Source organism: Sphingomonas liriopis, assembly GCF_024211255.1.
Taxonomy (GTDB): Bacteria; Pseudomonadota; Alphaproteobacteria; order Sphingomonadales; family Sphingomonadaceae; genus Sphingomonas; species Sphingomonas liriopis.
In genome coordinates this window covers 29,100-54,768 of the sequence record NZ_JAMLDY010000012.1, presented here as the reverse complement: position 1 = coordinate 54,768, position 25,669 = coordinate 29,100, and the positions used below count along the sequence as shown (strand labels likewise).

The window sequence follows — 25,669 nt, the reverse complement described above, 5'->3', positions numbered from 1 at the left end:
ATGACGCCTGCCAGCCTTTCCCCCGCCGATACCCGTGCCGCGATCGATGCGGGCGCGCGGCTGATCGACATTCGCAATGCCGACGAACATGCGCGCGAACATATCCCCGGTGCGATCAACATGCCGCTCGACCGGATCGTCGACCTGCCGCGCGACGGACGTCCGGTGGTGTTCCATTGCAAGTCGGGGATGCGCACCTCCGCGCATGCCGCGCGGCTGGCGACGGCGGCGGCCGGGGCGCCGGTCTATATCCTGTCCGGCGGGATCGACGCCTGGCGCGCGGCGGGTCAGGCGACCGTTGCCGACCCTGCGGAGCCGCTGGAGATCATGCGGCAGGTGCAGATCGCCGCGGGGGCGCTGGTGCTGACCGGCGTACTGCTCGGCCAATTCGTCGCGCCCGGCTTTTTCGGGCTGTCGGCATTCGTCGGCGCGGGGCTGCTGTTTGCCGGCATGACGGGCTGGTGCGGGATGGCACGCCTGTTGCGCATCATGCCGTGGAACCGGCGCGCGACCGCCTGAAGGGATCATGGGCACCACCACCATCCTCGCCGCGCTAGCCTCGGGCGGGGTGATCGGGCTGATCCTCGGTCTGGTGGGCGGCGGCGGGTCGATCCTGGCCGTGCCGCTGCTGATCTATGTCGTCGGTGTCGGATCGCCGCATGCCGCGATCGGCACCGCGGCGGTCGCGGTGTCGCTCAATGCGCTCGCCAGCCTGATCGGCCATGCCCGCGGCGGGCGGGTGAAGTGGCGCTGCGCGGGCGTCTTCGCCGTGGCGGGGATGATCGGCGCGGCGCTGGGGGCGGAACTGGGCAAGGCGTTCGACGGCAAGCGGTTGCTCGTCCTGTTCGGGGTGCTGATGATCGGCGTCGGCCTGTCGATGCTGCGCCGGCGGCGGCGGGTGGAGGCGCCCGATGTCCGCCTGACCCGCGACAGCGCCGCGACGCTGCTGCCCCGGCTCATCCCGATCGGTCTGGGCGTCGGCCTTGCCGCGGGATTCTTCGGCATCGGCGGCGGGTTCCTGATCGTACCGGGGCTGATCTTCGCCACCGCGATGCCGCTGTCCTATGCGATCGGCACCTCGCTGGTCGTCGTCGGCGCGCTGGGGCTGACGACCGCAACGTCCTACGCCGCCTCGGGGCTGGTCGATTGGGGCGTGACGGCGCTGCTGGTCGCGGGCGGCGCGAGCGGCACGGGCGCGGGCATCGCGCTCGGACGGACGCTCGGCACCCGCAAGAATGTGCTGGAACGCGGCTTTGCGGTGATGGTGATCGTCGTGGGTGGCTATGTCGTCGCATCGTCGCTGTGACGCGGGGATCGTCCCGACCGGGATAGCGAATGCCGGACGAGAAGCCCTGCCCCGTGCATGCTCCTTTCAATTTCGCCGCCAGTCGCTATATCGGACATATCGCTGGCAACCGTTCGTAGGCGCCAGCGGCTGAGAGACCTTGTGCGCTCCCGCTTACGGCCGGGAGCATCGTCATGGACCTCAACTACCTCTACCTGCGTCATCAGGTGGCGCTGTCGGCGTCCACCGACGCCCCATCGCGCGAAGCCCGCGCGTCGCATCGCGGCCTCGCCGCCGGCTACGCCGCCCGCATCGCGCGGCTGCGCGCCACCAACGGCGGTCTACCGCTGCCGATGGCGCGCGTCAGTTGAGCGGTACGACGCAACCGACCGCCACCTCCGGCGACGACGGCGCGCCCGCTCCGGTCAAGCGCAGCCGCGTCTTCCGCCCTGCACGCGTCGCGATGCCGCGGCTGGAAGCGGCACGGCAGGCGCGCGTGACCGCGCTGGCGTGGGATGTGCTGCGCAACCGCGAGCGGGTGATGGCGTTCCTCAACGCGACCGAACCGCAGCTCGATGCCCGCCCGCTCGACCTTGCGATCGCCAGCGATGCCGGCCTCGCCCGCGTCGAGCGCCTGCTCGCCGACATGAGCGCCGCGCCCAAGGCCTGACCCCGTCCGGCCGGCGGCGACACGCGCCGGCAATCCCCCTGCCATTTGGAGACCATCATGTCGCGAGCCCTCAACGTTACCGCCAGCGAGACCGAAGTCCGCGCCAGCGCCCAGAAGCACGGCGCCGCGATCAGCGCGATCGAGACGATCCTGTCGGGCGGCACCCGCGTCGTCTTCATGAACGGCGCCGATGCCGAACGGATGCGCGGCGTCTTTGGCAAGCGCATGGTGTCGGGCACGGTGACCCGCACCAAATGGGTCCGCAACTGCTGACCGGAGCGCCGACGATGCCGAGTATCCGCATGCCGATCGACACGCACAACCGCCTGCCGGACACCCCCGTGCGGCGGCGGCGCTACGTGTCGGAACGCGACGTCGTCGTCGATGCGACAAGCGAGGACGACGCCGATGGCCTCGAGGCGGAGGCCAGGCTGCTGACCGCCGACGTCGACCGGATCAGGCGGTGGTGAACCACCCCGCCTGACTCATTCCCATTCGATCGTCCCGGGCGGCTTCGACGTATAGTCGTAGACGACCCGGTTGACGCCCTTCACCTCGTTGACGATCCGCGTCGCGACGCGCGGCAGGAAGTCGCTGGGGAAGTCGAACACCTCCGCGGTCATCCCGTCGGTCGAGGTCACCGCGCGCAGCGCCAGCACGTGGTCGTAGGTGCGGCCGTCGCCCATCACGCCGACGGTGCGTACCGGCAGCAGTACCGCGAACGCCTGCCAGATCGCATCGTAGAGCCCTGCGTTGCGGATCTCCTCGAGATACACGGCATCCGCCTTGCGCAGGATGTCGCAGCGTTCCTGCGTCACCTCGCCGGGGATGCGGATCGCGAGGCCGGGTCCGGGGAACGGATGGCGGCCGACGAAGACGTCTGGCAAGCCCAATTCGCGGCCCAACGCACGCACCTCGTCCTTGAACAGTTCGCGTAAGGGTTCGACCAGCTTCATATTCATGCGTTCGGGCAAGCCGCCGACATTATGGTGGCTCTTGATCGTCACCGACGGGCCGCCGGTGAAGCTCACGCTCTCGATCACGTCGGGATAGAGCGTGCCCTGCGCGAGGAACTCCGCGCCGCCGATCTTCTTAGCCTCCGCCTCGAAGACGTCGATGAAGGTCTTGCCGATGAACTTGCGCTTCGCCTCCGGGTCGGTGACGCCGGCGAGGCCGTTCATGAACAGCGTCTGCGCCTGCACATGGACGAGCGGGATGTTATAATGGCCGCGGAACAGGCCGACGACCTGCTCGGCTTCGCCGGCGCGCAGGATGCCGCCATCGACGAAGACGCAGGTCAGCTGGTCGCCGATCGCCTCGTGGATCAGCAGCGCGGCGACCGACGAATCGACGCCGCCCGACAGGCCGCAGATCACCTTGCCCTTGCCCACCTGTGAACGGATCTCGGCGATCTTGGCATCGCGGAACTCGGCCATCGTCCAGTCGCCGGGCAGGCCGCAGACATGGCGGGCGAAATTGGCGATCAACTTGCCGCCGTCGGGCGTGTGGACGACCTCCGGGTGGAACTGGACGCCGTAGAAGCGGCGCGCCTCGTCGGCGACGATTGCATAGGGCGCGCCCTCCGACGTGGCGACGGGGACGAAGCCGGGCGGGATCGCGTCGACTTTGTCGCCGTGGCTCATCCACACCTGATGCCGCTCGCCCTCGGCCCACAGGCCGTCGAACAGCGCGCAATGGCTCTTCACGTCGACGAACGCCTTGCCGAACTCGCCGCCGTCGCCCGAGACGACGACGTTGCCGCCTAATTGCGCGCTCATCACCTGCTGGCCGTAGCAGATGCCGAGGATGGGGATGCCCGCCTCGAAGAACGCCTGCGGCGCGCGCGGGCTGTTCTCCGCGGTGACCGACGCGGGGCCACCCGACAGGATGATGCCGGCGGGCTTCAATCGCTCGAACGCCGCCTCGGCAGACTGGAAGGGGGCGACCTCGCTGTAGACGCCGGCTTCGCGAACGCGGCGGGCGATGAGCTGGGTCACCTGGCTGCCGAAGTCGACGATCAGGATGGTGTCGGTATGCTGCATGGCGCCGGCCTTAGCGGCGGCGTCCGTGCAGGCCAAGCCCGCCGGTGGCGCGCGCGCATCCCTCCCCGTTCGCCCTGAGCCTGTCGAAGGGCCTGAGTCTCACCTGTGCTTCGACAGGCTCAGCACGAACGGCCGGAGGGAGGGAGGGCTGGAGGCGCCATGCGCCGGGTGATCCAAACGACAAGAGGCCGTGCCATCGCTGGCGCGGCCTCCCGTATGTCAGCGACCCGGCGAAGCCGTGTCGCCGGACGTCCCCGTAGCGACGCCGGCCGGACGAGGCTTGAGCCTCGTCGCAGCCACGCTGCGACTTATGCCGCCTCGTCGAAGTCCTCGTCCGACTGGACCGGACCCGAATCCTGGCCTTTCGCCGAGACGTCGCGGTCGACGAACTCGATGATCGCCATCGGCGAGGCGTCCGATGCACGGATGCCGGCCTTGATGATGCGGGTGTAGCCGCCGTTGCGGGTCGCGTAGCGCTCCGCGAGGACGTCGAACAGCTTCACCAGCTGCGCGTCGTCGAGCAGGCGGGCATGCGCGAGACGACGGTTGGACAGGCCGCCCTTCTTCGCCAGCGTGATGAGCTTCTCGACGTAGGGGCGCAGTTCCTTCGCCTTGGCGACGGTGGTGGTGATCTGCTCATGCTTGATGAGCGCGGCCGACATGTTGCGGAACAGGGCCAGACGATGGGCCGAGGTACGCTGCAGCTTACGGCCGCCGACGCGATGACGCATGGGTAATTCCTTCGTTCGTAGGGGGGCCGTATGAGGTACCCCGATCCAGGCGGTGTTGTGGAAGGGCCACCGCCGTTCGCCCTTTGGAAAGTCACAAAAGTCACGCCCGTGAGGGGTGTCTTTTGGTGGCCGGGTGGCGGTGCGGCGAAGCCGCACCGGTCACGTCGAACGGGTCAGGGTTGCGACTGCGTCGCTCCCCTGCCCGTCGGCCGGTCTTGCGCCGTCTCCGGGATAGCGGGGCTATCCCGGTGCGGCTTAACCCATAATCTCCTGCTCGAGCTTCTTCGCCATCTCTTCGATGTTCTCGGGCGGCCAGCCCGGGATTTCCATCCCGAGACGCAGCCCCATCGAGGACAACACTTCCTTGATCTCGTTCAACGACTTGCGGCCGAAGTTCGGGGTCCGAAGCATCTCGGCCTCGGTCTTGCCGACCAGGTCACCGATGTAGATGATGTTGTCGTTCTTCAGGCAGTTCGCCGAACGCACCGACAGCTCCAACTCGTCGACCTTCTTGAGGAGGTAACGGTTGATCTGCTGCGTGTCGCCCGCGGTCTCGCCGCCAGCCGCCGGAGCGGCCGCCTGGCCGATCGGAGCGGACGAGCGGGTGATCGCCGAATCGTCGAAGTGGACGAACAGCGCCAGCTGGTCCTGCAGGATGCGGCCGGCATAGGCCACCGCGTCCTCGGGCGTCACGGTGCCGTCGGTTTCGATCGTCAGCGTCAGCTTGTCGTAGTCGAGGTCCTGTCCGACGCGGGTCGGATCGACCTTGTACGACACCTGGCGCACCGGCGAATAGAGCGCGTCGACCGGGATCAGGCCGATCGGCGCATCGGCCGGGCGGTTGGCGGTCGCGGGAACGTAGCCCTTACCGATGTCGGCGGTCAGCTCCATGTTGAGCGTCGCGCCTTCGTCGAGGTGGCACAGCACCAGCTCGGGGTTCATCACCTCGATGTCGCCCGACACGGCGATGTCGCCGGCCTTCACTTCGCCGGGACCCGTGGCGGAGAGCTGAAGGCGCTTCGGCCCCTCGCCCTGCATGCGGATGGCGATCTGCTTGACGTTGAGGACGATGTCGGTGACGTCCTCGCGGACGCCGGCCAGCGACGAGAATTCGTGCAGCACGTTCTCGATCTTGATCGAGGTCACGGCCGCACCCTGCAGCGAGGAGAGCAGCACGCGGCGCAGCGCGTTGCCGAGCGTCAGGCCGAAGCCACGCTCCAGCGGCTCGGCGACGAAGGTCGCCTTCCGCTTGCCGTCGCCGCCCTTTTTCTCAAGGCCGTTGGGCTTCTTCAGTTCCTGCCAGTTCTTTGCATTGACAGACACAGGTGTCCCCTAATTTGGGCCGGAACGGGGGCGGTTCCGGCCGGGAGAAAGACGCACCGGCTCGTCAGCCGGCGCGCGGGTAATCAGACGCGGCGACGCTTCGACGGACGCACGCCATTGTGCGGGATCGAGGTGACGTCGCGGATCGAGGTGATCTGGAAACCGACCGCCTGCAGCGCGCGCAGCGCCGATTCGCGGCCCGAACCCGGACCCTTGACTTCGACTTCGAGGGTGCGGACGCCGTGCTCGGCGGCCTTCTTGCCGGCGTCTTCCGCGGCCACCTGGGCGGCGTACGGGGTCGACTTGCGGCTGCCCTTGAAGCCCATCATGCCGGCGGACGACCACGAGATCGCGTTGCCCTGTGCATCGGTGATGGTGATCATGGTGTTGTTGAAGCTGGCGTTCACGTGCGCGACGCCGGCGGTGATGTTCTTGCGTTCGCGACGGCGAATACGCTGCGGTTCACGTGCCATGGATGATTCCTGACCTAATTAGCTGAAACGCCAGAGGATCGACGGCGAACGTCGGGAGCCTCCGGCGGAGTAAATCGTCCCCCGGACGATTTACTTCTTCTTGCCGGCGATCGGCTTGGCCTTGCCCTTGCGGGTGCGCGCATTGGTGTGCGTGCGCTGGCCGCGGACCGGCAGGCCCTTGCGATGACGCAGGCCGCGATAGCAGGCCAGATCCATCAGACGCTTGATGTTCATCGCGGTCTCGCGACGCAGATCGCCCTCGACCGTGTGGTCGGCGTCGATCGTCTCGCGGATCTGCAGCACTTCCTGATCGGTCAGGTCCTGAACGCGACGCTCGGGCGCGATGTTCAGCTTGGCCGTGATTTCCTTCGACTTGGTCAGACCAATGCCGTGGATATAGGTCAGCGCGATCACCACGCGCTTGTTGGTCGGGATATTGACACCCGCGATACGTGCCATGAAATGTTTCTCCTAAGCTCCACGGGGTTCGGCATGGCCGCACGACCCCCATCTCGTCGCATCCTCCGACCAACACCCGCTGCCATTCCTTGCATCTACGCAAAGCGCGACGAACGCAAAGGAGCGTCGCCGGAAGCCGGTATTTCGGAGAGGAGTGCAGGTAGGCGCGCGCAAACGCCGTGTCAAGCGACGGGTTCCCCCGCCGCGTACGTCGGCGCGACGCCTGTTGCGGCTGCGCCCTGCCCTATTGGCGGTGCGCGGTGAATTCGGTCTTCGTGCCGTCCTTGCGGTTGTCGACCTTGACGCCCAGCGTTTGGCCATCGGGTTGCAGCGTCAGCGTGTAGACGATGACGACCTTGCCGGCGCGCGTGTCGGTTTCCTCGACGGTGCGGGCGTCGATCCGGCGCACCTTGACCATCGTCTTCGCCGGATCGCCGACGAATGGCACGGCGGGACCGCCGAATTTGGCGGTGTAGGTCTCGCCGCTCGGCTGCGTCCAGCTGAACGTCGCGGGCGTCTCCTTGATCTGGATGATGAGGTTCGAATCGCTGACCGCCTTGATCTCCGCCGGCTTCCAGCTTCCCGATGCGGCGTGTGCGCCCGGCGCGGCGGGCGCGATCCGCGTCTCGGTCGAGGTGCCCGACTGTTCCAGCTTCTTCACGTTGTCGCTCGACCGCCAGCGGCTGGTCAGCGTGTTGCCGTCCGCCGATACCGTATCGGTGTTGGCGCTCGTCAGCTTGCCGGCGCGGTAGAAGCTGTAGGAGATCGTGGTGGGATCGACCGCCTTGACCGCGATATGATCCCAGTAATCGTGGCCGGTCGCCGCCTGCGGCGTGCCGTCCGCCTTCACCGCGATCGCGGGCACGCAGCTCGAACAGGTGTAGCGGCCGTCCTTCAGCTCGAAGACGTCGGGCTTCGCCGGCAGCTTGGCGGTGGCGATATCGGCCTTCCACGTGCCGGTGAACAAGGGTGCTATCTGCGCGGCGGCGGGTACGGCGATCAGCCCGGCGGCGGCGAGGACGGCATGCGGATATCGGATCATCGAAGTTCCTTCGAACGAGAGGGAACGCGCTACTCGGGGGTGTGCCGGAGGCTATGTCCGATTCGCGGCAGGGTCAATCACGCCCGATCCGGCCTTTTGCCGCGCCAGCGCCAGCCACCAGCGCCGGATCGCGATGGCGGTCCACAGCAGCTCGACCGCGCCGAACGGCCACGCCCCCTGCAGGAAGCCATAGGCGGAGCTGAGCAGGCAGCCGAAGGCGAAGCCGAGCGTCCACCACGGCGAACGCTCCTCCATCAGGTAGCACAGCAGCATGAACAGGATGGCGAACAGGCCGAACAGGTTGAGCGGGGTCATCGATTCACCGAACTGACGGAAATAACGCGGTGACGCCAACGACTTGGCCGCAGATGTTCACCATTGTTAACCATTTGGTAGGCAGGCGGGCGGCATGATCGGGCCTCAGTCGAGGACGAGATCATGGCCCTGTCGAACCACGCCTATAGCCGTATCGCCCAGAAGGTGCAGGCCCCATCGTCGTTGGCGCGTACGCCCTGGTCGCCACCCCCGCTGACCGAACTGGTCGCGCGGATCGACGCGGCGCTGATCGCGCGGCGGGCTTCGTAAGAGCAGTCCCCGTTCCCGACGCAACGCAACTCACCTGCCCTTCGACAAGCTCAGGGCCAACGGTTGGAGCGGTGGAGCCGGGCTCAGGCCACCCTGAACGCACCGACCCCGTTCGTGCGGAGCCTGTCGAAGTACGTTGAGTCTCACCCGCCCGTCGCCAGGCGTGACCCGGGCGTTTCCAACGCCCAGCTCACATCAGCGGAAACGGGGCCTTCGCGGTGAACGCCATCAGCAGCAGCATCGCCGACAGGCCGGCGGACAGGCCGCACAGGACATAGCCGACATATTGCAGCATCGGCGGATTGGGCCGCTTCAGTCGCGCGTTGCGGGTCGCGCCCTGCAACACGAAGCTGGTCAGCATGCCATAGGTAAAGACGATCACCCCCAGCATAACGCTCCTTCTGGCCGTTTCCGGCGAAAAGCCCCTCATCCGCGGCCCCCCGGCCGCATCCTGCCGACATACTAGCGTGAGGGTGCTAGCAAGAGGTTAACCATCAGGTGGGGCGAAAATGCGACGAATCCCGTCGCTTCACACCGGCAGGACGATGCGCGCGACCAGCCCGGGCGCATTGTCGCCGAGCTCGAACCGGCCGTCGTGCAGCCGCGCCACCGCCTCGATCAGCGCCATGCCCAGCCCCGCCCCCGGCGTGGTACGCGCCGCGTCGAGCCGGCCGAAGCGTTTGAGCGCCTGCGCGCGATCGGCCTCGGCGATGCCGGCGCCGCGATCCTCGACCTGGATCGCGATCTCGCGCGGGTGCGCAATCAGGCGCAGCGTCACCACGCCCCCGCCGGCGGCATGCTTCAGCGCATTGTCGATGAGGTTGCTGACCGCCTGGCTGAGCAATTCGCGGTGCAGCCGCATCGCCGGTGCCGCGGGGTCGATCGCGACGGTGAAGTCGAGCCCGGCCTCCTCCGCCACCGGTTCGTACAGGTCGGCGATCTCCTCGACCAGTTCGGCGGGCTCGACCAGCGTGAAGCGGTCGCGCGACACCGATTCGGAACGGCTGATCTCGATCACCATCGTCAGCATCCGCATGACGAGGTCGGTCTCGACCAGCAGCCCGCCCAGCGCCGCCTCACGCGCCTGCGGGTCGGCGATCAGCACCGCCTGTTCGGTCTTGGTCCTGAGCCGCGCGAGCGGCGAGCGCAGGTCGTGCGCGAGGCTGTCGGTGACGACGCGCAGCTCGACCATCACGCGTTCGAGCTTGCCGAGCATCAGGTTGAGCTGATGCCCCAGCCGGTCGAACGCGTCGCGGCGCGCGGGGGCGACCGGCACGCGGCGCGAAAGATCGCCCTCCCCCGCCGCCTCGATCACCGCGGCGATGCGGTTGAGCCGCAGCCCGACGTAGCGCGCCAGCACCAGCCCCGCGCCGACGCCCAGCACGAGCGACAGCAGCACGGCGACCGCCAGCGCGCCCTCGATCGCGCGCCGCTCCGCCTCGACGAGGTCGAGCCGGCGCCCGGTGAGCAGCCAGTGATCGCCGATCGGGTGGAGCGAGTAACCGATGTCGCTGGTCGCCGCGCTCGCATCGATATCGGCGACGCGGAACGCGCTGGGGACGAGCGGAATGGCGATCCGCGCCGGCGCGAAGCCGACGACGCGGGCGCCATCGCGGTTCAGGATGGCGAGCAGCAGCGAGGTGTCGCCCGCCGCGCGGGCATGGCGGATCGCGTCGGCCACCGCGGTCAAGCCGCCGACGCGATAGATCGCGCGCATCGCATCGGATTGCTCGATCGTCTCGCGCCGGACGGTGCCGATCACCGCGGCATCGGTCTGCCGCCAGACGAAGCCGACGAGGACGAGGTTCGATACGAGTGCCAGCGTGATCGACAGCAGCGCGATACGAGCGGTGACGGACAGGCGCATGCCCCGTCTTATCGCCTCGCCGCCGAAACGCGCGCCCAAAAGCGATCCGTCAGGCGGGATCGGCGGCGAGCCGATATCCGGCGCCGCGCACCGTGTGCAGGATCGGCGAGGCGAAACCGTCCTCCAGCTTGCGGCGCAGGCGGCCGATATGGACGTCGACGACGTTCGAACCCGGATCGAAATGATAGTTCCAGATTTTCTCCAGCATCATCGTGCGGGTGACGACCTGGCCCGCATGGCGGGCGAGGAATTCGAGCAGGTTGAACTCGCGCGCGCCGAGCGGGATCGTCCGGCCGGCGCGGGTGACGGCGCGGGCGAGCAGGTCGATCTCGAGGTCGCCGACCGCGAGCCGCGTCCGCGTCGGCTCGGTCGCGGCGCGGTCGGAGCGGCGCACCAGCGCCTCGATGCGCGCGGACAGCTCGGCGAAGGAGAAGGGCTTGCAGAGGTAATCGTCGGCGCCCGCCTTCAGCCCGTCGACGCGATCGTCGACGGTGGCGAGCGCGGACAGGACGAGCACCGGCGTCGCGATGCCCGCGGCACGGATCGCGCTGACCATCGACAGGCCGTCGAGCCCCGGCAGCATGCGGTCGGCGATGACGAGGTCAAAGATGCCTTCGCTGGCGAGGAACAGGCCGTCGCGGCCGTCGCGCGCGGTTTCCACCGCATAGCCGGCCTCGGCCAGGCCCTTGGCGAGATAGGCGGCGGTCGAGCTGTCATCCTCGACGATCAGGATCTTGCGGCTCACGGCGTCTCGCTCATGCCTCGTCATCTACAGGAAAGGCCGGCGGAAAGCATCCCTTCCGCCGGCCCCTACGGCACCCCCGGGAGTGTCGGGTACCGATCTTGCAAACCTGCCGGCCGTGGTTCGACCGTGATGTGGGGATAGGCGATGGCGGGTAGCGCGGCGATGACCGCGACATGACAAACGCGTCATGGTTGTCGTGAGATGTGTCGGACGAGACACGAAATTTCGACCACGCTGTACGTTCGTCATCCCGGCGAACGCCGGGACCCATGGACGCGATAGGCCGATGGCAGCGCGCCACCGCGTGTTCACTGTCACCATGGGTCCCGGCGTTCGCCGGGATGACGGATTAGAACGGGTGCCCGCTCTTTCAGCCCAAGCCTACCCGTCCAGGATCGTCGCGATCGCCTGGCTGACATGGTCGATATCCGCCATGCCGTTGACCTGCTGCACCAGCCCGCGCGTCTGGTAGATCGGCAGAATCGGTGCGGTCTTGGCGCGGTATTCGGTCATGCGGGTGCGCACCGTCTCGGCATTGTCGTCGGGACGGCGCTTGAACTCGGTCGAGCCGCAGACGTCGCAGACGCCCTCGACCTTGGGGTGCTTGAAGCGGTCGTGATAGCCCTCGCCGCACTTGGCGCAGGTGTAGCGGCCCTCGACGCGCTCGATCAGCGCGGCCTCGTCGACCTCCAGCTCGATGACGTGATCGAGGCTAAGCCCGCGTTGTTCGAGCAGCTGGTCGAGCGCCTCGGCCTGCGCGGCGGTGCGCGGATAGCCGTCGAAGATCGCGCCGCCACCGATGCCCTGGTCGAGCCGCTCGCCAATCAGCGCCGAAACGATCTCGTCCGAAACCAGCTCGCCCGCCTCCATCACCGCCTTGGCTTGCAGCCCGACGGGCGAACCCGCCTTCACCGCGGCGCGCAGCATGTCGCCGGTCGACAGCTGCACCATGCCGCGCGTGGCCATCAGCCGCTGCGCCTGGGTGCCCTTGCCCGCCCCCGGCGGCCCGAGAAGGATGATGTTCACGCGAGCACTCCCTGTTGGCTCGTTATCAGGCTTAACGGAGACGCCCGCCCTTCAGCTTCGCCTTCTTGATGAGGTCACCGTACTGGTGCGCCAGCAAGTGGCTCTGGATCTGCGTCACCGTGTCCATCGTTACGTTGACCACGATCAACAGGCTAGTCCCACCAAGGTAGAAGGGGATCGACAGCGCCGACACCAGATATTCGGGCAACAGGCAGATGATCGTCAGATACGCCGCACCGATCACGGTGATGCGCGTCAGGACGTAATCGAAATAGTTCTCGGTATTCTTGCCCGGGCGGATGCCGGGGATGAACCCGCCATAGCGCTTCAGATTGTCCGCGGTCTCTTCGGGGTTGAAGACGACGGCGGTGTAGAAGAACGAGAAGAAGATGATGCCCGCGGCGTAGAGCGCCATGTACACCGGCTGCCCGTGCGCCAGATACTGGTTGAGGGTGATGATGAAATCGCCCCACTTCGATTCGCCCGCGACGCGCTGTCCGGCGAACTGCGAGATGGTGAGCGGCATCAGCAGCAGCGACGAGGCGAAGATCGGCGGGATGACGCCCGCGGTGTTGATCTTGAGCGGCAGGTGGCTGCGATCCGCCTGCATCCCGCGCTGCGTCTGGCGCTTGGGATACTGGATCAGGATGCGACGCTGCGCGCGCTCCATGAAGCAGATGAACAGGATCAGCGCGACGACCGCGATGATGATGCCGATCAGGCGCACCGCGTCGATCGACCCCGACCGGCCGCCCTCGAGCAGATTGACCAAGGTCGTCGGCAGGTGCGCGACGATGCCCGCCATGATGATGAGGGAAACGCCGTTGCCGATCCCGCGGCTCGTGATCTGCTCGCCCAGCCACATCAGGAACATCGTGCCGCCGATGAGGCTGATGACCGCGGCGACGCGGAAGGTCATGCCGGGCTCGATCACCGCGGCGACGCCGTTGGTGGCGCTGAGCGCCTCCAGCCCGACGGCGATGAAATAGCCCTGGATCGCGGTCAGCGCGACGGTGCCGTAGCGGGTGTACTGGTTGAGCTTCTTGCGGCCCGATTCGCCTTCCTTCTTGATCGCGGCGAGCTGCGGCGACAGCGAGGTCGACAGCTGCACGACGATCGAGGCGGTGATATAGGGCATCACGCCGAGCGCGATCAGCGACATGCGGCTGAGCGACCCGCCCGAGAAGGTGTTGAAGAAATCGAGCACGCCGCCTGTGGTGCGCTGACTCAGCAGGCCGAGCGCGGTCGGGTCGATCCCCGGCAGCGGCACGTAGCTCAGCAGCCGGAAGACGATCAGCGCGCCGATCGTGAACCACAGCCGCTTCTTGAGGTCGGTCGCCTGCGCGAACTTCGCGAGGCTGATGCTTTGCGCCATCTGGTCGGCTGCGGATGCCATGCGTGTATCCTGGAAACAAAAACGGCGGGATGCGTTTGAACCGCCCCGCCGCTCATATAGGCGCTGGGAGCGCCTTGTCTAATCGGTCCGGCGTGTTCGCTCGTCCTTTGTGCGGGGACGACCTTTCCCAAATTCCCTCGTCACCCCGGACGTGTTCCGGGGTCCACCGCGCCGCGTACCCGCCGGCTAAGACGCTTGCGGATCGGTGGATGCCGGAACAAGTCCGGCATGACGAAGGAATTGAGGAAAGCGGCTTACGCCTTGAACGACGCCTTCTTTTCCTGGCGCGCCTTGTACTGCACGCCCTTCTTGGCGGCGGCCTTTTCGGCGGCGGGAACGACGACCGGGATATCGAGCGAGCCGCCGGTCTTCTCGACCTGCGCCTTCGCGCCAGCCGATGCGCCCGCGACGTGGAACGCCAGCTTGGTGGTCAGTTCGCCCTTGGCAAGCAGACGGACGCCGTCCTTGCCGCCACGGACGAGGCCGGCCGCCTTCAGCGCCGCCTGATCGATCGTGCCCTCGGCGGACAGCTTGCCCGCATCGATCGCCTTCTGGATCGCGCCGGTGTTCACCTCGGCATAATCCTTGGCGAAGATGTTGTTGAAGCCGCGCTTCGGCAGACGCATGTGGAGCGGCATCTGGCCGCCCTCGAAGCCGGCGATGCTGACGCCCTCGCGGCTCTTCTGGCCCTTCTGGCCGCGGCCGCCGGTCTTGCCCTTGCCCGAGCCGATACCGCGTCCGACGCGGATCTTGGACTTGCGGGCACCCTGGTTGTCGCGGAGTTCGTTGAGCTTCATGATATGCACTCGCTTTCGCTTTTGTCGCGCTCCCGACAAACGCCGGGCTGTGGAAACTGGAAAAAGGAAGGGGGCCGCTTAGCCCCCTTCCCCGTATTTGTCACTATGATCGTCACCCCGGCGAAAGCCGGGATGGCGGAGCAGGGGTCAGCCCTGCACCTCGACCATATGCTGCACCTTGCGGATCATTCCGCGGACCTCGGGGCTGTCTTCCAGCTCCGAGACCTTGTGCATCTTGTTGAGGCCGAGACCGATCAGCGTCGCGCGCTGATCCTTGGTCCGGCGGATCGGCGAGCCGGTCTGCTTGATCTTGACGGTTGCCATGTCGATTACTCCACGAGCGCCGCAGCGTCCGCCTCGGCGGTCTGCGACCCACCGCGGCCGAGCAGGTCGGCGATCTTCTTGCCACGACGCTGCGCGACCGCCTTGGGCGAGGTCTGCTCGCCCAGGGCCTCGAAGGTCGCACGGATCATGTTGTACGGGTTGGACGTGCCGATCGACTTGGTCACCACGTCGGCGACGCCGAGCGATTCGAAGATGGCGCGCATCGGGCCACCCGCGATGATGCCGGTGCCCTGCGGCGCCGAACGGAGCGTCACGCGACCGGCACCGAAGTGGCCGTTGCCGTCGTGATGCAGCGTACGGCCGTCCTTCAGGGGAACGCGGACCATCGCCTTCTTCGCGGCCGCAGTCGCCTTGGAGATGGCTTCCGGCACTTCGCGCGCCTTGCCGTGGCCAAAGCCGACGCGGCCCTTGCCGTCGCCCACGACGACCAGCGCCGCGAAGCCGAAGCGCTTGCCGCCCTTCACCGTCTTCGAGACGCGGTTGATATGGACCAGCTTCTCGATCAGCTCTTCGCCGCCGTCGTCCTGGCCGGGGCCACCACGACCGCGGTTGTCGCGACCGCGACCGCCGTCACGACCGCCACGGTTGCCGCCGGGGCCACCGGGACCACGACCGCCACCGCCGCCACCACGACCGCCGCGGGGAGGACCGCCGCGACCGCCGCCACCGTAACCGCCCTGCTGGCCACCCTGGGGCGCCGCAGCGGCCTCCTGGGGAGCGCCTTCAGCCGCTGCCGGCTGCACGTTGTTCTCGTCAGCCATTATTAGAACTCCAATCCGGCTTCACGCGCGGCTTCCGCCAGCGCCTTGACACGGCCGTGGAACAGGAAGCCGCCGCGATCGAACACGACCTGCGTCACGCCCGCCGCCTTCGCCGCTTCCGCCACGCGGGTGCCGACCGCGGTCGCTGCCGCGATGTTGGCGCCCGACGTGTCGCGCACGTCCTTCTCCAGGGTGGAGGCCGACGCGACGGTCTTGCCGGCGACGTCGTCGATCACTTGGGCATAGATGTGCTTGCCCGAACGATGCACCGACAGCCGCGGACGGGTGCCGGCACGCGCCTTCAGCGCGGTACGATTGCGCCGACGGCGCTTCGCGAAAAGAGAGAGACCCTTGGTGCTCATTACTTCTTTTTCCCTTCCTTGCGGAAGATGAACTCGCCGTCGTACTTGATGCCCTTGCCCTTGTACGGCTCGGGCTTGCGCCACTGACGGATCTCGGCGGCCAGCTGGCCGACCTTCTGCTTGTCGGAGCCGCTGATCTCGACCGTGGTCGCGTCAGGCGTCTTCACCTCGATGCCTTCCGGCACGTCGATATTGACGTCGTGGCTGTAGCCGAGCTGCAGCTTGAGGTTGCGGCCCTGCGCCGCGGCACGATAGCCGACGCCGGTGATGAGCAGCTTCTTGGTGAAGCCGTCGGTCACGCCGGTCACCAGATTCTGCACCATCGTACGCTGCATGCCCCAGAAGGCGCGCGCGCGCTTGGTGTCGTTGGCCGGCTGCACCGAAATGCCGCCGTCCTCGATCGTATAGCTGATCTCGTCGCGCATCGGCATGGTCAGGGTGCCCTTGGGACCCTTCACGCTGATGATGCCCTTGTCGATCGACGGCGTCACGCCGGCCGGTACGGGAACCGGCTTCTTACCGATGCGGCTCATCAGAAGACCTCCGCAAGGACTTCGCCGCCGACGTTCTGCTCGCGCGCTTCCGCGTCGGACAGAACACCGCGAGGCGTCGAGACGATGGTGATGCCGAGGCCGTTGCGGACGCGGGGCAATTCCTGCGAACCGGAATAGACGCGGCGGCCGGGCTTCGAGACGCGCGCGACGTGCTTGATCGCCGGCTGGCCCTCGAAATACTTCAGCTCGATGCGGACGCCGGCGGCCGGGCCCATCTGTTCGTCGCTGTAGCCACGGATATAGCCTTCGCGCTGCAGCACGTCGAGCACGCGGATGCGCAGCTTCGACGCGGGCGACAGGACGGAGTCCTTCTTCGCGCGCTGGCCGTTGCGGATGCGGGTGAGCAGGTCACCCAGGGGATCGGTCACTGCCATTGTATGATCCTTACCAGCTCGACTTGGTGAGACCGGGGATCATGCCCTTGTTGGCAAGATCGCGGAGCATCACGCGGGCGAGGCGGAACTTGCGGTAATAAGCGCGCGGACGACCGGTGATCTCGCAACGGTTGCGGATCCGGGTCGGGTTCGAATTGCGCGGCAGTTCCGCCATCTTGAGGCGGGCGATCAGACGCTCGCTCTCGTCGAGGCTCTGGTCGTTCGCCGCCGCCTTCAGCTTCGCCCACTTGGGAGCATACTGCTTGACGAGCTTCTTGCGACGCTCATTCTTGTTGATCGAACTCAGTTTCGCCATGGACTTAAGCTCTCTTCCTTACTTCAGGGAAGCCAGACCGCTCACGCGGCCTGCTTCTGCTGCTCAGCCTCGGGCTGAGGGAACGGGAAACCGAACAGACGGAGCAGCTCGCGCGCCTCGTCGTCGGTCTTCGCGGTGGTGGTGACGATCACGTCCATGCCGCGCACCTTGTCGATGCGGTCATAGTTGATCTCGGGGAACACGATCTGCTCCTTGATGCCGCAGGCATAGTTGCCGCGGCCGTCGAACGACTTCGGGTTCAGGCCACGAAAATCGCGGACGCGCGGCAGCGCGATCGTGATGAAGCGGTCCAGGAACTCGTACATGCGCTCGCGGCGAAGGGTGACCTTCACGCCGATCGGCATGCCCTCGCGCAGCTTGAACTGCGCGATCGACTTCTTCGCCTTCGTGATGACCGGCTTCTGGCCGGCGATCAGCTCCATCTCGGACGCGGCCTGGTCGACGCGCTTCTTGTCCTGCGTCGCCTCGCCGACACCCATGTTCAGGACGATCTTGTCCAGACGCGGGATCTCGTTGACGTTCTTGTAGCCGAACTTCTCGACCATCGCCTTGATGATCGTCTCTTCGTAGATGCCCTTCATGCGGGGCTTGTAAGCTGCATCAGCCATCGATCTTGTCTCCGGTCTTGACGGCCACGCGGACCTTCTTGCCATCCTGCGTCTCGAAACGGACGCGGGTCGGCTTGCCGTCGGCGGTCACGTGCGCGACCTTCGAGACGTGCAGCGGCGCTTCGATCTTCTCGAGACCACCCTGCGGGTTCGCCTGGGTCGGCTTCCTGTGGCGGGTGGCGACGTTGACGCCCTCGACCACGACCTTGCCGTCCTTTGGCATCGACAGCGTCACGGTGCCGGTCTTGCCCTTGTCCTTGCCGGACAGGACGACGACGCGGTCACCCTTCTTGATCTTCGCGGCGGCCATTACAGCACCTCCGGCGCAAGGCTGATGATCTTCATGTGCTTCTTGCCACGCAGCTCGCGCACGACCGGGCCGAAGATACGGGTGCCGATCGGCTCCTCGTTCTTGTTGACCAGGACGGCAGCGTTGCCGTCGAAGCGGATGGTCGAGCCATCGGCACGGTGGATGTCCTTGGCGGTGCGGACGATGACGGCGCGATGCACGTCACCCTTCTTCACCTTGCCGCGGGGCTGTGCTTCCTTGATCGACACGACAATGATGTCGCCGACCGATGCCGTGCGACGCTTCGAGCCGCCCAGCACCTTGATGCACTGCACCCGCTTCGCGCCGCTGTTGTCAGCGACGTCGAGATTGGATTGCATCTGGATCATCGATCCATTTCCTTCTCGTCTATGGGGTGGATACCGACCCAGCCCCGCCTAAAAATAACGACCCCGGCGCAGCGGACTGCACCGGGGGAGCGGCCCTGTAACCACTCCGCTGGCAGGACGCAAGCCCTGCCCTGTTCATCCGCCGGCCGCAGCCGGCGGCGAAATCATGCGTCGACGTCGACCCGCTCGGGCGTCGCGTGGGTGTTGACCCGATCGACGACCTTCCAGGTCTTCAGCTTCGAGATCGGCGCAGTCTCTTCGATGCGCACGGTCTCGCCCTGCTTGTACTCGTTCGCCTCGTCATGGGCGTGGTACTTCTTCGAGCGACGGATGATCTTGCCGTAGAGCGGGTGCTTGACCTTGCGCTCCACGTTCACGACCACCGTCTTGTCGCCCTTGTCGGACACGATCAGTCCGGTCAGCACGCGCTTCGGCATCTGATGTTCCTTACTTGGCAGCCGCGGCGCTGGTGCGCTGCGCCTGGAGGGTCTTGATCCGCGCGATGTCGCGACGGACTTCCTTGACGCGGCTGGGCTTTTCCAGCTGGTTCGTCGCTGCCTGGAAGCGGAGGTTGAACTGTTCGCGCTTCAGGTTGCCGAGGTTCTCGCTCAACTGATCGTCGCTCTGGCTGACGAAATCACTCTTGGCCATCTTACTCGCCTCCGAGGTGGCTGGTGTCACCCAGGCGGGCGACGACCTTGACTTTGATCGGCAGCTTCATCGCGGCGCGCTCGAACGCCTCCGCGGCGATCTTGCCCTCGACGCCGTCCAGCTCGAACAGGATCCGACCCGGCTTGACGCGGGCGGCCCAGAATTCCGGCGAACCCTTGCCCGAGCCCATGCGGACTTCGGCCGGCTTCGACGAGACGGGGACGTCCGGGAAGATGCGGATCCACAACCGGCCCTGACGGCGGATGTGGCGCGTGATCGCGCGGCGGGCCGCCTCGATCTGGCGGGCGGTGATCCGCTCCGGCTCCATCGCCTTCAGGCCGTACGACCCGAAGTTGAGCGTGGTGCCACCCTTGGCGTCGCCATGGATGCGGCCCTTGAAGGCCTTGCGGAACTTGGTCTTTTTCGGTTGCAGCATGTCTGTTGCCCCTTAACGACGGTCGTCGCGGGCCGGACGGACGCCGGAAGTCTGTGCTTCCATCATCAGCCGGTCCTGCGCCATCGGGTCATGGCCGAGGATCTCGCCCTTGAAGACCCAGACCTTCACGCCGCACACGCCATAGGACGTGTGTGCCTGGGCCTCGGCATAGTCGATGTTCGCGCGCAGCGTGTGCAGCGGAACGCGACCTTCGCGATAGCTCTCCGAACGTGCGATCTCGGCGCCGCCGAGGCGACCGCCGCAGGCGACGCGGATGCCGTCGGCACCCAGGCGCATCGCCGACTGCACCGCACGCTTCATGGCGCGGCGGAAGGCGATACGACGCTCGAGCTGGTCGGCGATACCCTGCGCGACCAGCTTCGCGTCGATCTCCGGCTTGCGGATCTCGACGATGTTCAGCGACACGTCGGACTTGGTCATCGCGCCGATCGTCTTGCGCAGCTTCTCGATGTCCGAGCCCTTCTTGCCGATGATGACACCGGGACGGGCAGCGAAGATCGAGATGCGGCACAGCTTGGCCGGACGCTCGATGACGACCTTGGAGATGGCGGCCTGCGGCAGCGTCTTCATGATGAAGGCGCGGATCTTCAGATCCTCCAGCAGCAGCTGGCCATAATCATGGCCCTCGGCGAACCAGCGGCTGTCCCAGGTCCGGTTGATCTGGAGACGCATGCCGATGGGGTTGCTCTTGTGACCCATTATGCTTCTTCCTGCTCGCGCACGACGATGCGCAGACGGCTGAACGGCTTCAGGATGCGGGTGGATTTGCCACGGCCGCGGGTCGCGAAGCGCTTCATGGTGATCGACTTGCCGACCGACGCCTCGGCGACGACGAGCGCGTCGACGTCGAGGTTGTGGTTGTTCTCGGCATTGGCGATGGCCGAGGCCAGCACCTTGCGCGCATCGACCGCCATCGCCTTCGTCGAGAAGGCGAGGATGTTCATCGCATCGCCGACCGGCTTGTTGCGGATCAGCGCGGCGACCAGGTTCAGCTTCTGCGCCGAACCACGGATCTGCGTGCCGACCGACAGCGCTTCCTTATCACCGACCTTGCGGGGGGAGACTGGCTTGCTCATCAGCGCTTGCCCTTCTTGTCGGCGGCGTGGCCGGGGAAGTAGCGCGTCGGCGCGAATTCACCCAGCTTCATGCCGACCATGTCTTCATTGACCGACACCGGCACGAACTTGCGGCCGTTGTAGACGTTGAACGTGAGGCCGACGAACGTCGGCAGGATGGTGGAACGACGCGACCAGGTCTTGATCGGCGCGCGGCCACCGCTGTCCTGCGCGGTTTCCGCCTTCTTCAGAAGGCTCAGTTCGACGAACGGGCCCTTCCAGACTGAACGAGCCATGGGTTAGCCCTTCCTCTTGGTCGAATGACGCGACCGGATGATCATCTTGTCGGTCGACTTATTGTGACGGGTGCGCGCACCCTTGGTCGGCTTGCCCCACGGGGTAACCGGATGACGGCCGCCCGAGGTCCGGCCTTCGCCACCGCCGTGCGGATGGTCGACCGGGTTCTTGGCGACGCCGCGGGTTAGCGGACGCTTGCCCATCCAGCGCGAACGCCCGGCCTTGCCGAGGTTCTGGTTCTGGTTGTCCGGGTTCGACACCGCACCGACCGTCGCCATGCACTCGCCACGGATGTAGCGCTGCTCGCCCGAGTTGAGGCGGACGATGACCATGCCGCGGTCACGACCGACGACCTGCACATAGGTGCCGGCCGAACGGGCGATCTGGCCACCCTTGCCCGGCTTCATCTCCACGTTGTGGACGATGGTGCCGACGGGGACCTGGCCCAGCTCCATGGCGTTGCCCGGCTTGGTGTCGGTCTTCTTGGCCGCGAGGACCTTGTCGCCCGGCGCCAGACGCTGCGGCGCGATGATGTAGGCCAGCTCTTCGTCGGCATACTTCACCAGCGCGATGAACGCGGTGCGGTTGGGATCGTACTCGAGCCGCTCGACGGTGCCTTCGACGTCCCACTTGCGACGCTTGAAGTCGACGTAGCGGTACTTCTGCTTGTGACCGCCCGCGATGCCGCGGCTGGTCACATGACCCTTGTTGTTGCGGCCGCCCGACTTGCGCTTGCCCTCGGTCAGCGCCTTGACGGGCTTGCCCTTCCAGAGCGACGACTTGTCGACGAGGACGAGGCCGCGCTGCGCGGGCGTCGTCGGATTATAATGCTTGAGTGCCATGACCCTTAGATCCCCGTCGTCACGTCGATGGACTGGCCGTCCTTCAGGGTGACAATGGCCTTCTTCATGTCGGAGCGCTGGTAAGGAGCGCCCTTCCACTTCTTGGTCTTGCCCTTCTGGACGATCGTGTTCACGCCGGTCACGGTGACGTCGAAGAGAGCCTCAACGGCAGCCTTGATCTGCGGCTTGGTCGCGTCGCCCGCGACCTTGAACACGACGGCGTTATGCTCGGAGAGCAAGGTCGCCTTTTCGGTGATGTGCGGCGCGACGATCACGTCATAGTGACGGTTGTCGACGGCCTTCTGCTGCTTAGCCATTAGTTGGCCCCTCCCGGGAGGGCGAAGCGCGCCTCCAGCTTCTCGACCGCCGCGCGGGTCAGCACCAGCGTGTCAGCCTTCAGGATGTCGTAGACGTTGGCACCGGCCGACGGCAGCACGTTGATGCCGTGCAGGTTGCCCGCGGCGAGCGCGAAGCTCGTCTCGACGGCGTCGCCGTCGATGACCAGCGCCGACTTGCCGAAGCCGAGCTTGGCGAGATCGCCGACCAGCGTCTTCGTCTTGTTGTTCTCGACCGCGATGCTGTCCATGACGATCAGCGAGCCGGCCTTGGCATGGCTTGACAGCGCCATCTTCAGGCCCAGCGCGCGGATCTTCTTGTTGAGACCCGGATTGAAGTCGCGGACGCGGGCGCCGTGAGCCTTACCACCGCCGATGAAGACGGGAGCGCGGCGATCGCCGTGACGTGCCGTACCGCCGCCCTTCTGGCGACCGAACTTCTTGCCGGTGCGGGCGACGTCGGCGCGCTCGCGCGTGCCACGTGCCGTCTCGCGACGCTTCTCGAGCTGCCAGGTGACCACGCGGTGCAGGATGTCGGCGCGCGGATCGAGGCCGAAGACCTCGTCGTTGAGCTCGACGTCCGCCGCGCCGGAGTCCCCTGGGGTGCCGGCGAAGGATTGAATCTTGACCTTCACGTTCAGCCCTCCTGGCCGTCGGTCGCTTCCGGCGCGCTCGTCTCAACGGGCGTGTCGGCTGCGGTGTTGCTGTTGGCAGCCTGCTTCAGGCTGGCGGGATAGGGAGCCTCGGCATGCGCCTTGACCTTGACCGCGTCCTTGACGAACAGCCAGCCGCCCTTCGAGCCGGGGACCGAACCCTTCACGAAGATCAGACCGCGCTCGGCGTCGGTACCGACGACCTCGAGGTTCTGCTGCGTGCGGTATTTGTCGCCCATGTGGCCGGCCATCTTCTTGTTCTTGAAGACGCGACCCGGATCCTGGCGCTGACCGGTGGACCCAAGCGAACGGTGCGAGACCGAGACGCCGTGCGTCGCGCGCAGACCGCCGAAGTTCCAGCGCTTCATGCCGCCGGCGAAGCCCTTACCCTGGGTACGACCCTGGATATCGACCAGTTGGCCTGCGACGAAATGCTCAGCCGAAATCTCCGCGCCGACGTCGAGGAGGTTGTCCTCGGTCACGCGGAATTCGGCGACGACCGCCTTGGGCTCGACTTCGGCCTTGCCGAAGTGGCCGCGCTGCGGCTTGGCGACATTCTTGGCCTTGGCGACGCCAGCACCGAGCTGGACGGCGGTATAGCCATCACGATCCATTTCGCGACGGGAAATGACCTGCAAGCCTTCGAGCTGCAGGACGGTGACCGGCACGTGGCGGCCATCATCCTGGAACAGGCGGGTCATCCCCATTTTCTTCGCGATCACGCCAGTACGCATGACCCTGCACTCCTTTGACAGAGGCACGCCCGGGACCATTCCCCGACGTGCTTGCGACGCCCCCGAAAGGACGCCATCCAACCCGTGTTGTATCTACGTCGCCCCGTCCCGGGCTGGTCGTCCCCGTTGCCGGGAACATGACGGGAGACGCTGGCCCGACCCCGAGGGGCCGGCGGTATCTCGTATCTGTCAGGTGCTCCGCGATGCGGAGTTCCCAAACCGGCCGTTCCACCGTGGCGGAAACAGCAAACCCGCGGGACTCGACGTCGACCGCGGGATGCGGGCCATTACGCCAGCTTGATCTCGACGTCAACGCCTGCGGCGAGGTCGAGCTTCATCAGCGCATCGACCGTCTGCGGGGTCGGCTGCACGATGTCGAGCATGCGCTTGTAGGTGCGCACCTCGAACTGCTCGCGGCTCTTCTTGTCGATGTGCGGGCCGCGGTTGACGGTGAACTTCTCGATGCGCGTGGGCAGCGGAATCGGACCGCGGATGAGCGCGCCGGTACGACGCGCGGTGTCGGCGATGTCGCCGGTCGCCTGGTCGAGCACGCGATGATCGAACGCCTTGAGGCGAATGCGGATGTTGCTGTCCATGATCCCTACCGATGCGATGCGAGCACGACCCCGGCCGTCTCCTTCGCGCAAAACGAAGGACTCGCGCCGCTGGTGCTGGACCGGCGGGATGAGACCCCCCACACAAAAGCGGGGGCGACGAGAAAGAGCCGCAACTCAGTAAAACTGGAGGGGCGCCCTTAAAGGAGCCCTCATTAAAAGGCAACGGCCCGACTCTCCTTTTTTGGGAGAGCCGGGCCGCTGTCGTTCCGGGCCGGCGCCGAAGCGCCGATCCGTTATCTTACTTGTCGATGCCGCTCACGACGCCCGCGCCGACGGTACGACCGCCCTCACGGATGGTGAAGCGCTGGCCGACGTCCATGGCGATCGGCGCGATCAGCTTGATGCCGAGGGCGATGTTGTCGCCCGGCATCACCATCTCGGTGCCCTCGGGCAGCTCGACAGTGCCGGTCACGTCCGTGGTGCGGAAGTAGAACTGCGGACGATAGTTGGCGAAGAACGGCGTGTGACGGCCACCCTCTTCCTTCGACAGCACGTACACTTCCGACTGGAAGTCGGTGTGCGGCTTGATCGAGCCCGGCTTGCAGAGCACCTGGCCACGCTCGACCTCGTCGCGGGCGACGCCGCGGATCAGCGCGCCGACGTTGTCGCCGGCCTGGCCCTGGTCGAGCAGCTTGCGGAACATCTCGACGCCGGTGACCGTGGTCTTGCGGACGGTCGGGTGGATGCCGACGATCTCGACTTCCTCACCGACCTTGACGATGCCGGTCTCGACGCGGCCGGTGACGACCGTGCCGCGACCCGAGATCGAGAACACGTCCTCGATCGGCATCATGAACGGCTTGTCGAGCGGACGCTCGGGCTGCGGGATGTAGTCGTCGACCGCCTGCATCAGCTCGGTGACCGCGTCCTTGCCGAACTTGTCGTTCGAACCCGACAGCGCGCAGGTCGCCGAACCCTTGATGATGGGAATGTCGTCGCCCGGGAATTCGTACGAGCTGAGCAGCTCGCGGATTTCCAGCTCGACCAGCTCGAGGATTTCCTCGTCGTCGACCAGATCGACCTTGTTCATGAACACGACCATCGCCGGCACGCCGACCTGACGGGCGAGCAGGATGTGCTCGCGGGTCTGCGGCATCGGGCCGTCGGTCGCCGACACGACCAGGATCGCGCCGTCCATCTGCGCGGCGCCGGTGATCATGTTCTTCACATAATCGGCGTGGCCCGGGCAATCGACGTGCGCATAGTGGCGGTTCGTCGTCTCATACTCGACGTGCGCGGTCGAGATGGTGATGCCGCGCTCGCGCTCTTCGGGAGCCTTGTCGATGTTGGCGAAATCGACCGCGGTGCCGCCGGTCGTCTCTGCCAGCACCTTGGTGATCGCCGCGGTCAGCGACGTCTTGCCATGGTCGACGTGACCGATGGTGCCGATGTTGAGGTGCGGCTTGTTCCGCTCGAATTTTGCCTTAGCCATTTTCCTACCTTCTGATTCGAATTCGGTGCCGCCCGGGCTACGCGAACGCGGCCCTGTAGCGGTTGATGATCGGTAACGCCAGCCCCTCTCCGCCTACACAGGGAAGCTGGTCTTCCAGCATTCGGGACCGAGTTAC

41 protein-coding genes are annotated in these 25,669 nt (G+C 66.4%); 7 read left to right on the top strand and 34 right to left on the bottom strand.

Annotation, left to right across the window (positions count from 1 at the left end):
* The 6 genes from M9979_RS11220 (at window position 1) to M9979_RS11195 (ending at window position 2,425) form a co-directional block, all read left to right on the top strand.
* A complete protein-coding gene (locus M9979_RS11220) occupies window positions 1-519 on the top strand; it encodes a rhodanese family protein (RefSeq protein WP_254289439.1) in 519 nt (172 codons plus the stop codon).
* A 7-nt stretch (window positions 520-526) separates the two neighbouring features.
* Window positions 527-1,306, top strand: a complete 780-nt coding sequence (locus tag M9979_RS11215; RefSeq protein ID WP_254289438.1) for a sulfite exporter TauE/SafE family protein — start codon at window positions 527-529, stop codon at window positions 1,304-1,306.
* Window positions 1,307-1,479: 173 nt separating this feature from the next.
* Window positions 1,480-1,656, top strand: coding sequence for a hypothetical protein (locus tag M9979_RS11210; protein WP_254289437.1), 177 nt, complete (start codon window positions 1,480-1,482; stop codon window positions 1,654-1,656).
* Window positions 1,653-1,955: an antitoxin Xre/MbcA/ParS toxin-binding domain-containing protein gene (locus M9979_RS11205; protein ID WP_254289436.1), complete on the top strand. Its 303-nt coding sequence runs from the start codon at window positions 1,653-1,655 to the stop codon at window positions 1,953-1,955. The genes M9979_RS11210 and M9979_RS11205 overlap by 4 nt, the downstream gene beginning before the upstream one ends.
* Before the next feature lie 57 nt (window positions 1,956-2,012).
* A complete protein-coding gene (locus M9979_RS11200) occupies window positions 2,013-2,228 on the top strand; it encodes a hypothetical protein (protein WP_254289435.1) in 216 nt (71 codons plus the stop codon).
* Between the two features lie 14 nt (window positions 2,229-2,242).
* Window positions 2,243-2,425, top strand: coding sequence for a hypothetical protein (locus M9979_RS11195; RefSeq protein ID WP_254289434.1), 183 nt, complete (start codon window positions 2,243-2,245; stop codon window positions 2,423-2,425).
* A gap of 15 nt (window positions 2,426-2,440) precedes the next feature.
* Here M9979_RS11195 and guaA read toward each other — a convergent pair whose 3' ends face one another.
* The 7 genes from guaA to M9979_RS11160 form a co-directional block, all read right to left on the bottom strand.
* Window positions 2,441-3,997 (bottom strand): glutamine-hydrolyzing GMP synthase, encoded by a 1,557-nt coding sequence (gene guaA / locus M9979_RS11190; protein ID WP_254289433.1) that lies wholly within the window; start codon window positions 3,995-3,997, stop codon window positions 2,441-2,443.
* A 308-nt stretch (window positions 3,998-4,305) separates the two neighbouring features.
* Window positions 4,306-4,728 carry a 50S ribosomal protein L17 gene (gene rplQ, locus M9979_RS11185; protein ID WP_254289432.1) on the bottom strand — a complete coding sequence of 141 codons (423 nt, stop codon included), beginning with the start codon at window positions 4,726-4,728 and terminating at the stop codon, window positions 4,306-4,308.
* 255 nt (window positions 4,729-4,983) lie between these two features.
* On the bottom strand, window positions 4,984-6,051 hold the full coding sequence (locus tag M9979_RS11180; RefSeq protein WP_163959463.1) for a DNA-directed RNA polymerase subunit alpha: 1,068 nt from the start codon (window positions 6,049-6,051) through the stop codon (window positions 4,984-4,986).
* An 83-nt stretch (window positions 6,052-6,134) separates the two neighbouring features.
* Window positions 6,135-6,524 carry a 30S ribosomal protein S11 gene (gene rpsK, locus M9979_RS11175; RefSeq protein WP_007405180.1) on the bottom strand — a complete coding sequence of 130 codons (390 nt, stop codon included), beginning with the start codon at window positions 6,522-6,524 and terminating at the stop codon, window positions 6,135-6,137.
* A 90-nt stretch (window positions 6,525-6,614) separates the two neighbouring features.
* Window positions 6,615-6,983, bottom strand: coding sequence for a 30S ribosomal protein S13 (gene rpsM / locus M9979_RS11170; protein ID WP_037534131.1), 369 nt, complete (start codon window positions 6,981-6,983; stop codon window positions 6,615-6,617).
* A 244-nt stretch (window positions 6,984-7,227) separates the two neighbouring features.
* Complete coding sequence (locus M9979_RS11165; protein ID WP_254289431.1) at window positions 7,228-8,025, bottom strand: hypothetical protein; 798 nt, start codon at window positions 8,023-8,025, stop codon at window positions 7,228-7,230.
* 51 nt (window positions 8,026-8,076) lie between these two features.
* Window positions 8,077-8,340, bottom strand: a complete 264-nt coding sequence (locus M9979_RS11160) for a hypothetical protein (RefSeq protein WP_254289430.1) — start codon at window positions 8,338-8,340, stop codon at window positions 8,077-8,079.
* A gap of 123 nt (window positions 8,341-8,463) precedes the next feature.
* Here M9979_RS11160 and M9979_RS11155 point away from each other — a divergent pair, with 123 nt between their 5' ends.
* On the top strand, window positions 8,464-8,610 hold the full coding sequence (locus M9979_RS11155) for a hypothetical protein (RefSeq protein ID WP_254289429.1): 147 nt from the start codon (window positions 8,464-8,466) through the stop codon (window positions 8,608-8,610).
* Window positions 8,611-8,800: 190 nt separating this feature from the next.
* Here the strand turns inward: M9979_RS11155 and M9979_RS11150 are convergent, their stop codons facing one another.
* The 27 genes from M9979_RS11150 to tuf all read right to left on the bottom strand — a co-directional run bounded on the left by M9979_RS11150 (window position 8,801) and on the right by tuf (window position 25,533).
* Window positions 8,801-9,001 carry a hypothetical protein gene (locus M9979_RS11150; RefSeq protein ID WP_254289428.1) on the bottom strand — a complete coding sequence of 67 codons (201 nt, stop codon included), beginning with the start codon at window positions 8,999-9,001 and terminating at the stop codon, window positions 8,801-8,803.
* A gap of 138 nt (window positions 9,002-9,139) precedes the next feature.
* Window positions 9,140-10,477: a sensor histidine kinase gene (locus M9979_RS11145; protein WP_254289427.1), complete on the bottom strand. Its 1,338-nt coding sequence runs from the start codon at window positions 10,475-10,477 to the stop codon at window positions 9,140-9,142.
* Window positions 10,478-10,526: 49 nt separating this feature from the next.
* Window positions 10,527-11,222 carry a response regulator transcription factor gene (locus tag M9979_RS11140; protein WP_340689065.1) on the bottom strand — a complete coding sequence of 232 codons (696 nt, stop codon included), beginning with the start codon at window positions 11,220-11,222 and terminating at the stop codon, window positions 10,527-10,529.
* 381 nt (window positions 11,223-11,603) lie between these two features.
* Entirely contained in the window at window positions 11,604-12,248 is a 645-nt protein-coding gene (locus tag M9979_RS11135; RefSeq protein WP_254289425.1) for an adenylate kinase, read from the bottom strand.
* 31 nt (window positions 12,249-12,279) lie between these two features.
* Complete coding sequence (secY, locus tag M9979_RS11130; protein WP_254289424.1) at window positions 12,280-13,644, bottom strand: preprotein translocase subunit SecY; 1,365 nt, start codon at window positions 13,642-13,644, stop codon at window positions 12,280-12,282.
* A 254-nt stretch (window positions 13,645-13,898) separates the two neighbouring features.
* Window positions 13,899-14,441, bottom strand: coding sequence for a 50S ribosomal protein L15 (gene rplO, locus M9979_RS11125; RefSeq protein WP_254289423.1), 543 nt, complete (start codon window positions 14,439-14,441; stop codon window positions 13,899-13,901).
* Window positions 14,442-14,588: 147 nt separating this feature from the next.
* Entirely contained in the window at window positions 14,589-14,765 is a 177-nt protein-coding gene (rpmD, locus tag M9979_RS11120; RefSeq protein WP_230629390.1) for a 50S ribosomal protein L30, read from the bottom strand.
* Window positions 14,766-14,770: 5 nt separating this feature from the next.
* Window positions 14,771-15,547 carry a 30S ribosomal protein S5 gene (rpsE, locus tag M9979_RS11115; protein ID WP_254289422.1) on the bottom strand — a complete coding sequence of 259 codons (777 nt, stop codon included), beginning with the start codon at window positions 15,545-15,547 and terminating at the stop codon, window positions 14,771-14,773.
* Between the two features lie 2 nt (window positions 15,548-15,549).
* Complete coding sequence (gene rplR / locus M9979_RS11110; RefSeq protein ID WP_254289421.1) at window positions 15,550-15,909, bottom strand: 50S ribosomal protein L18; 360 nt, start codon at window positions 15,907-15,909, stop codon at window positions 15,550-15,552.
* A complete protein-coding gene (gene rplF / locus M9979_RS11105) occupies window positions 15,909-16,442 on the bottom strand; it encodes a 50S ribosomal protein L6 (RefSeq protein ID WP_230629385.1) in 534 nt (177 codons plus the stop codon). The genes rplR and rplF overlap by 1 nt, the downstream gene beginning before the upstream one ends.
* Window positions 16,442-16,837 carry a 30S ribosomal protein S8 gene (gene rpsH, locus M9979_RS11100; protein ID WP_037534152.1) on the bottom strand — a complete coding sequence of 132 codons (396 nt, stop codon included), beginning with the start codon at window positions 16,835-16,837 and terminating at the stop codon, window positions 16,442-16,444. Before rpsH ends, rplF begins: the two co-directional genes overlap by 1 nt.
* Before the next feature lie 10 nt (window positions 16,838-16,847).
* Entirely contained in the window at window positions 16,848-17,153 is a 306-nt protein-coding gene (gene rpsN, locus M9979_RS11095) for a 30S ribosomal protein S14 (protein WP_254289420.1), read from the bottom strand.
* Window positions 17,154-17,194: 41 nt separating this feature from the next.
* Complete coding sequence (rplE, locus tag M9979_RS11090; protein ID WP_254289419.1) at window positions 17,195-17,782, bottom strand: 50S ribosomal protein L5; 588 nt, start codon at window positions 17,780-17,782, stop codon at window positions 17,195-17,197.
* Complete coding sequence (gene rplX / locus M9979_RS11085; RefSeq protein ID WP_254289418.1) at window positions 17,775-18,092, bottom strand: 50S ribosomal protein L24; 318 nt, start codon at window positions 18,090-18,092, stop codon at window positions 17,775-17,777. Before rplX ends, rplE begins: the two co-directional genes overlap by 8 nt.
* Window positions 18,092-18,460 (bottom strand): 50S ribosomal protein L14, encoded by a 369-nt coding sequence (gene rplN / locus M9979_RS11080; protein WP_017979484.1) that lies wholly within the window; start codon window positions 18,458-18,460, stop codon window positions 18,092-18,094. The genes rplX and rplN overlap by 1 nt, the downstream gene beginning before the upstream one ends.
* A 164-nt stretch (window positions 18,461-18,624) precedes the next feature.
* A complete protein-coding gene (gene rpsQ / locus M9979_RS11075) occupies window positions 18,625-18,897 on the bottom strand; it encodes a 30S ribosomal protein S17 (RefSeq protein WP_037534161.1) in 273 nt (90 codons plus the stop codon).
* Window positions 18,898-18,907: 10 nt separating this feature from the next.
* Window positions 18,908-19,111, bottom strand: coding sequence for a 50S ribosomal protein L29 (gene rpmC / locus M9979_RS11070; RefSeq protein WP_254289417.1), 204 nt, complete (start codon window positions 19,109-19,111; stop codon window positions 18,908-18,910).
* A 1-nt stretch (window position 19,112) separates the two neighbouring features.
* Window positions 19,113-19,547 carry a 50S ribosomal protein L16 gene (rplP, locus tag M9979_RS11065; protein WP_254289416.1) on the bottom strand — a complete coding sequence of 145 codons (435 nt, stop codon included), beginning with the start codon at window positions 19,545-19,547 and terminating at the stop codon, window positions 19,113-19,115.
* A 12-nt stretch (window positions 19,548-19,559) separates the two neighbouring features.
* A complete protein-coding gene (gene rpsC, locus M9979_RS11060; RefSeq protein ID WP_037534164.1) occupies window positions 19,560-20,267 on the bottom strand; it encodes a 30S ribosomal protein S3 in 708 nt (235 codons plus the stop codon).
* Entirely contained in the window at window positions 20,267-20,644 is a 378-nt protein-coding gene (gene rplV / locus M9979_RS11055) for a 50S ribosomal protein L22 (RefSeq protein ID WP_254289415.1), read from the bottom strand. The genes rpsC and rplV overlap by 1 nt, the downstream gene beginning before the upstream one ends.
* On the bottom strand, window positions 20,644-20,919 hold the full coding sequence (rpsS, locus tag M9979_RS11050; protein WP_254289414.1) for a 30S ribosomal protein S19: 276 nt from the start codon (window positions 20,917-20,919) through the stop codon (window positions 20,644-20,646). The genes rplV and rpsS overlap by 1 nt, the downstream gene beginning before the upstream one ends.
* Before the next feature lie 3 nt (window positions 20,920-20,922).
* A complete protein-coding gene (gene rplB, locus M9979_RS11045) occupies window positions 20,923-21,762 on the bottom strand; it encodes a 50S ribosomal protein L2 (protein WP_254289413.1) in 840 nt (279 codons plus the stop codon).
* A 5-nt stretch (window positions 21,763-21,767) separates the two neighbouring features.
* Window positions 21,768-22,079 carry a 50S ribosomal protein L23 gene (locus M9979_RS11040; RefSeq protein WP_017979492.1) on the bottom strand — a complete coding sequence of 104 codons (312 nt, stop codon included), beginning with the start codon at window positions 22,077-22,079 and terminating at the stop codon, window positions 21,768-21,770.
* Entirely contained in the window at window positions 22,079-22,732 is a 654-nt protein-coding gene (gene rplD / locus M9979_RS11035) for a 50S ribosomal protein L4 (RefSeq protein WP_254289412.1), read from the bottom strand. The genes M9979_RS11040 and rplD overlap by 1 nt, the downstream gene beginning before the upstream one ends.
* A gap of 2 nt (window positions 22,733-22,734) precedes the next feature.
* Window positions 22,735-23,484: a 50S ribosomal protein L3 gene (rplC, locus tag M9979_RS11030; protein WP_254289411.1), complete on the bottom strand. Its 750-nt coding sequence runs from the start codon at window positions 23,482-23,484 to the stop codon at window positions 22,735-22,737.
* Window positions 23,485-23,771: 287 nt separating this feature from the next.
* Window positions 23,772-24,080 carry a 30S ribosomal protein S10 gene (rpsJ, locus tag M9979_RS11025; protein WP_007406109.1) on the bottom strand — a complete coding sequence of 103 codons (309 nt, stop codon included), beginning with the start codon at window positions 24,078-24,080 and terminating at the stop codon, window positions 23,772-23,774.
* A 259-nt stretch (window positions 24,081-24,339) separates the two neighbouring features.
* Entirely contained in the window at window positions 24,340-25,533 is a 1,194-nt protein-coding gene (gene tuf / locus M9979_RS11020; protein ID WP_037534177.1) for an elongation factor Tu, read from the bottom strand.
* Window positions 25,534-25,669: the final 136 nt, after the last annotated feature.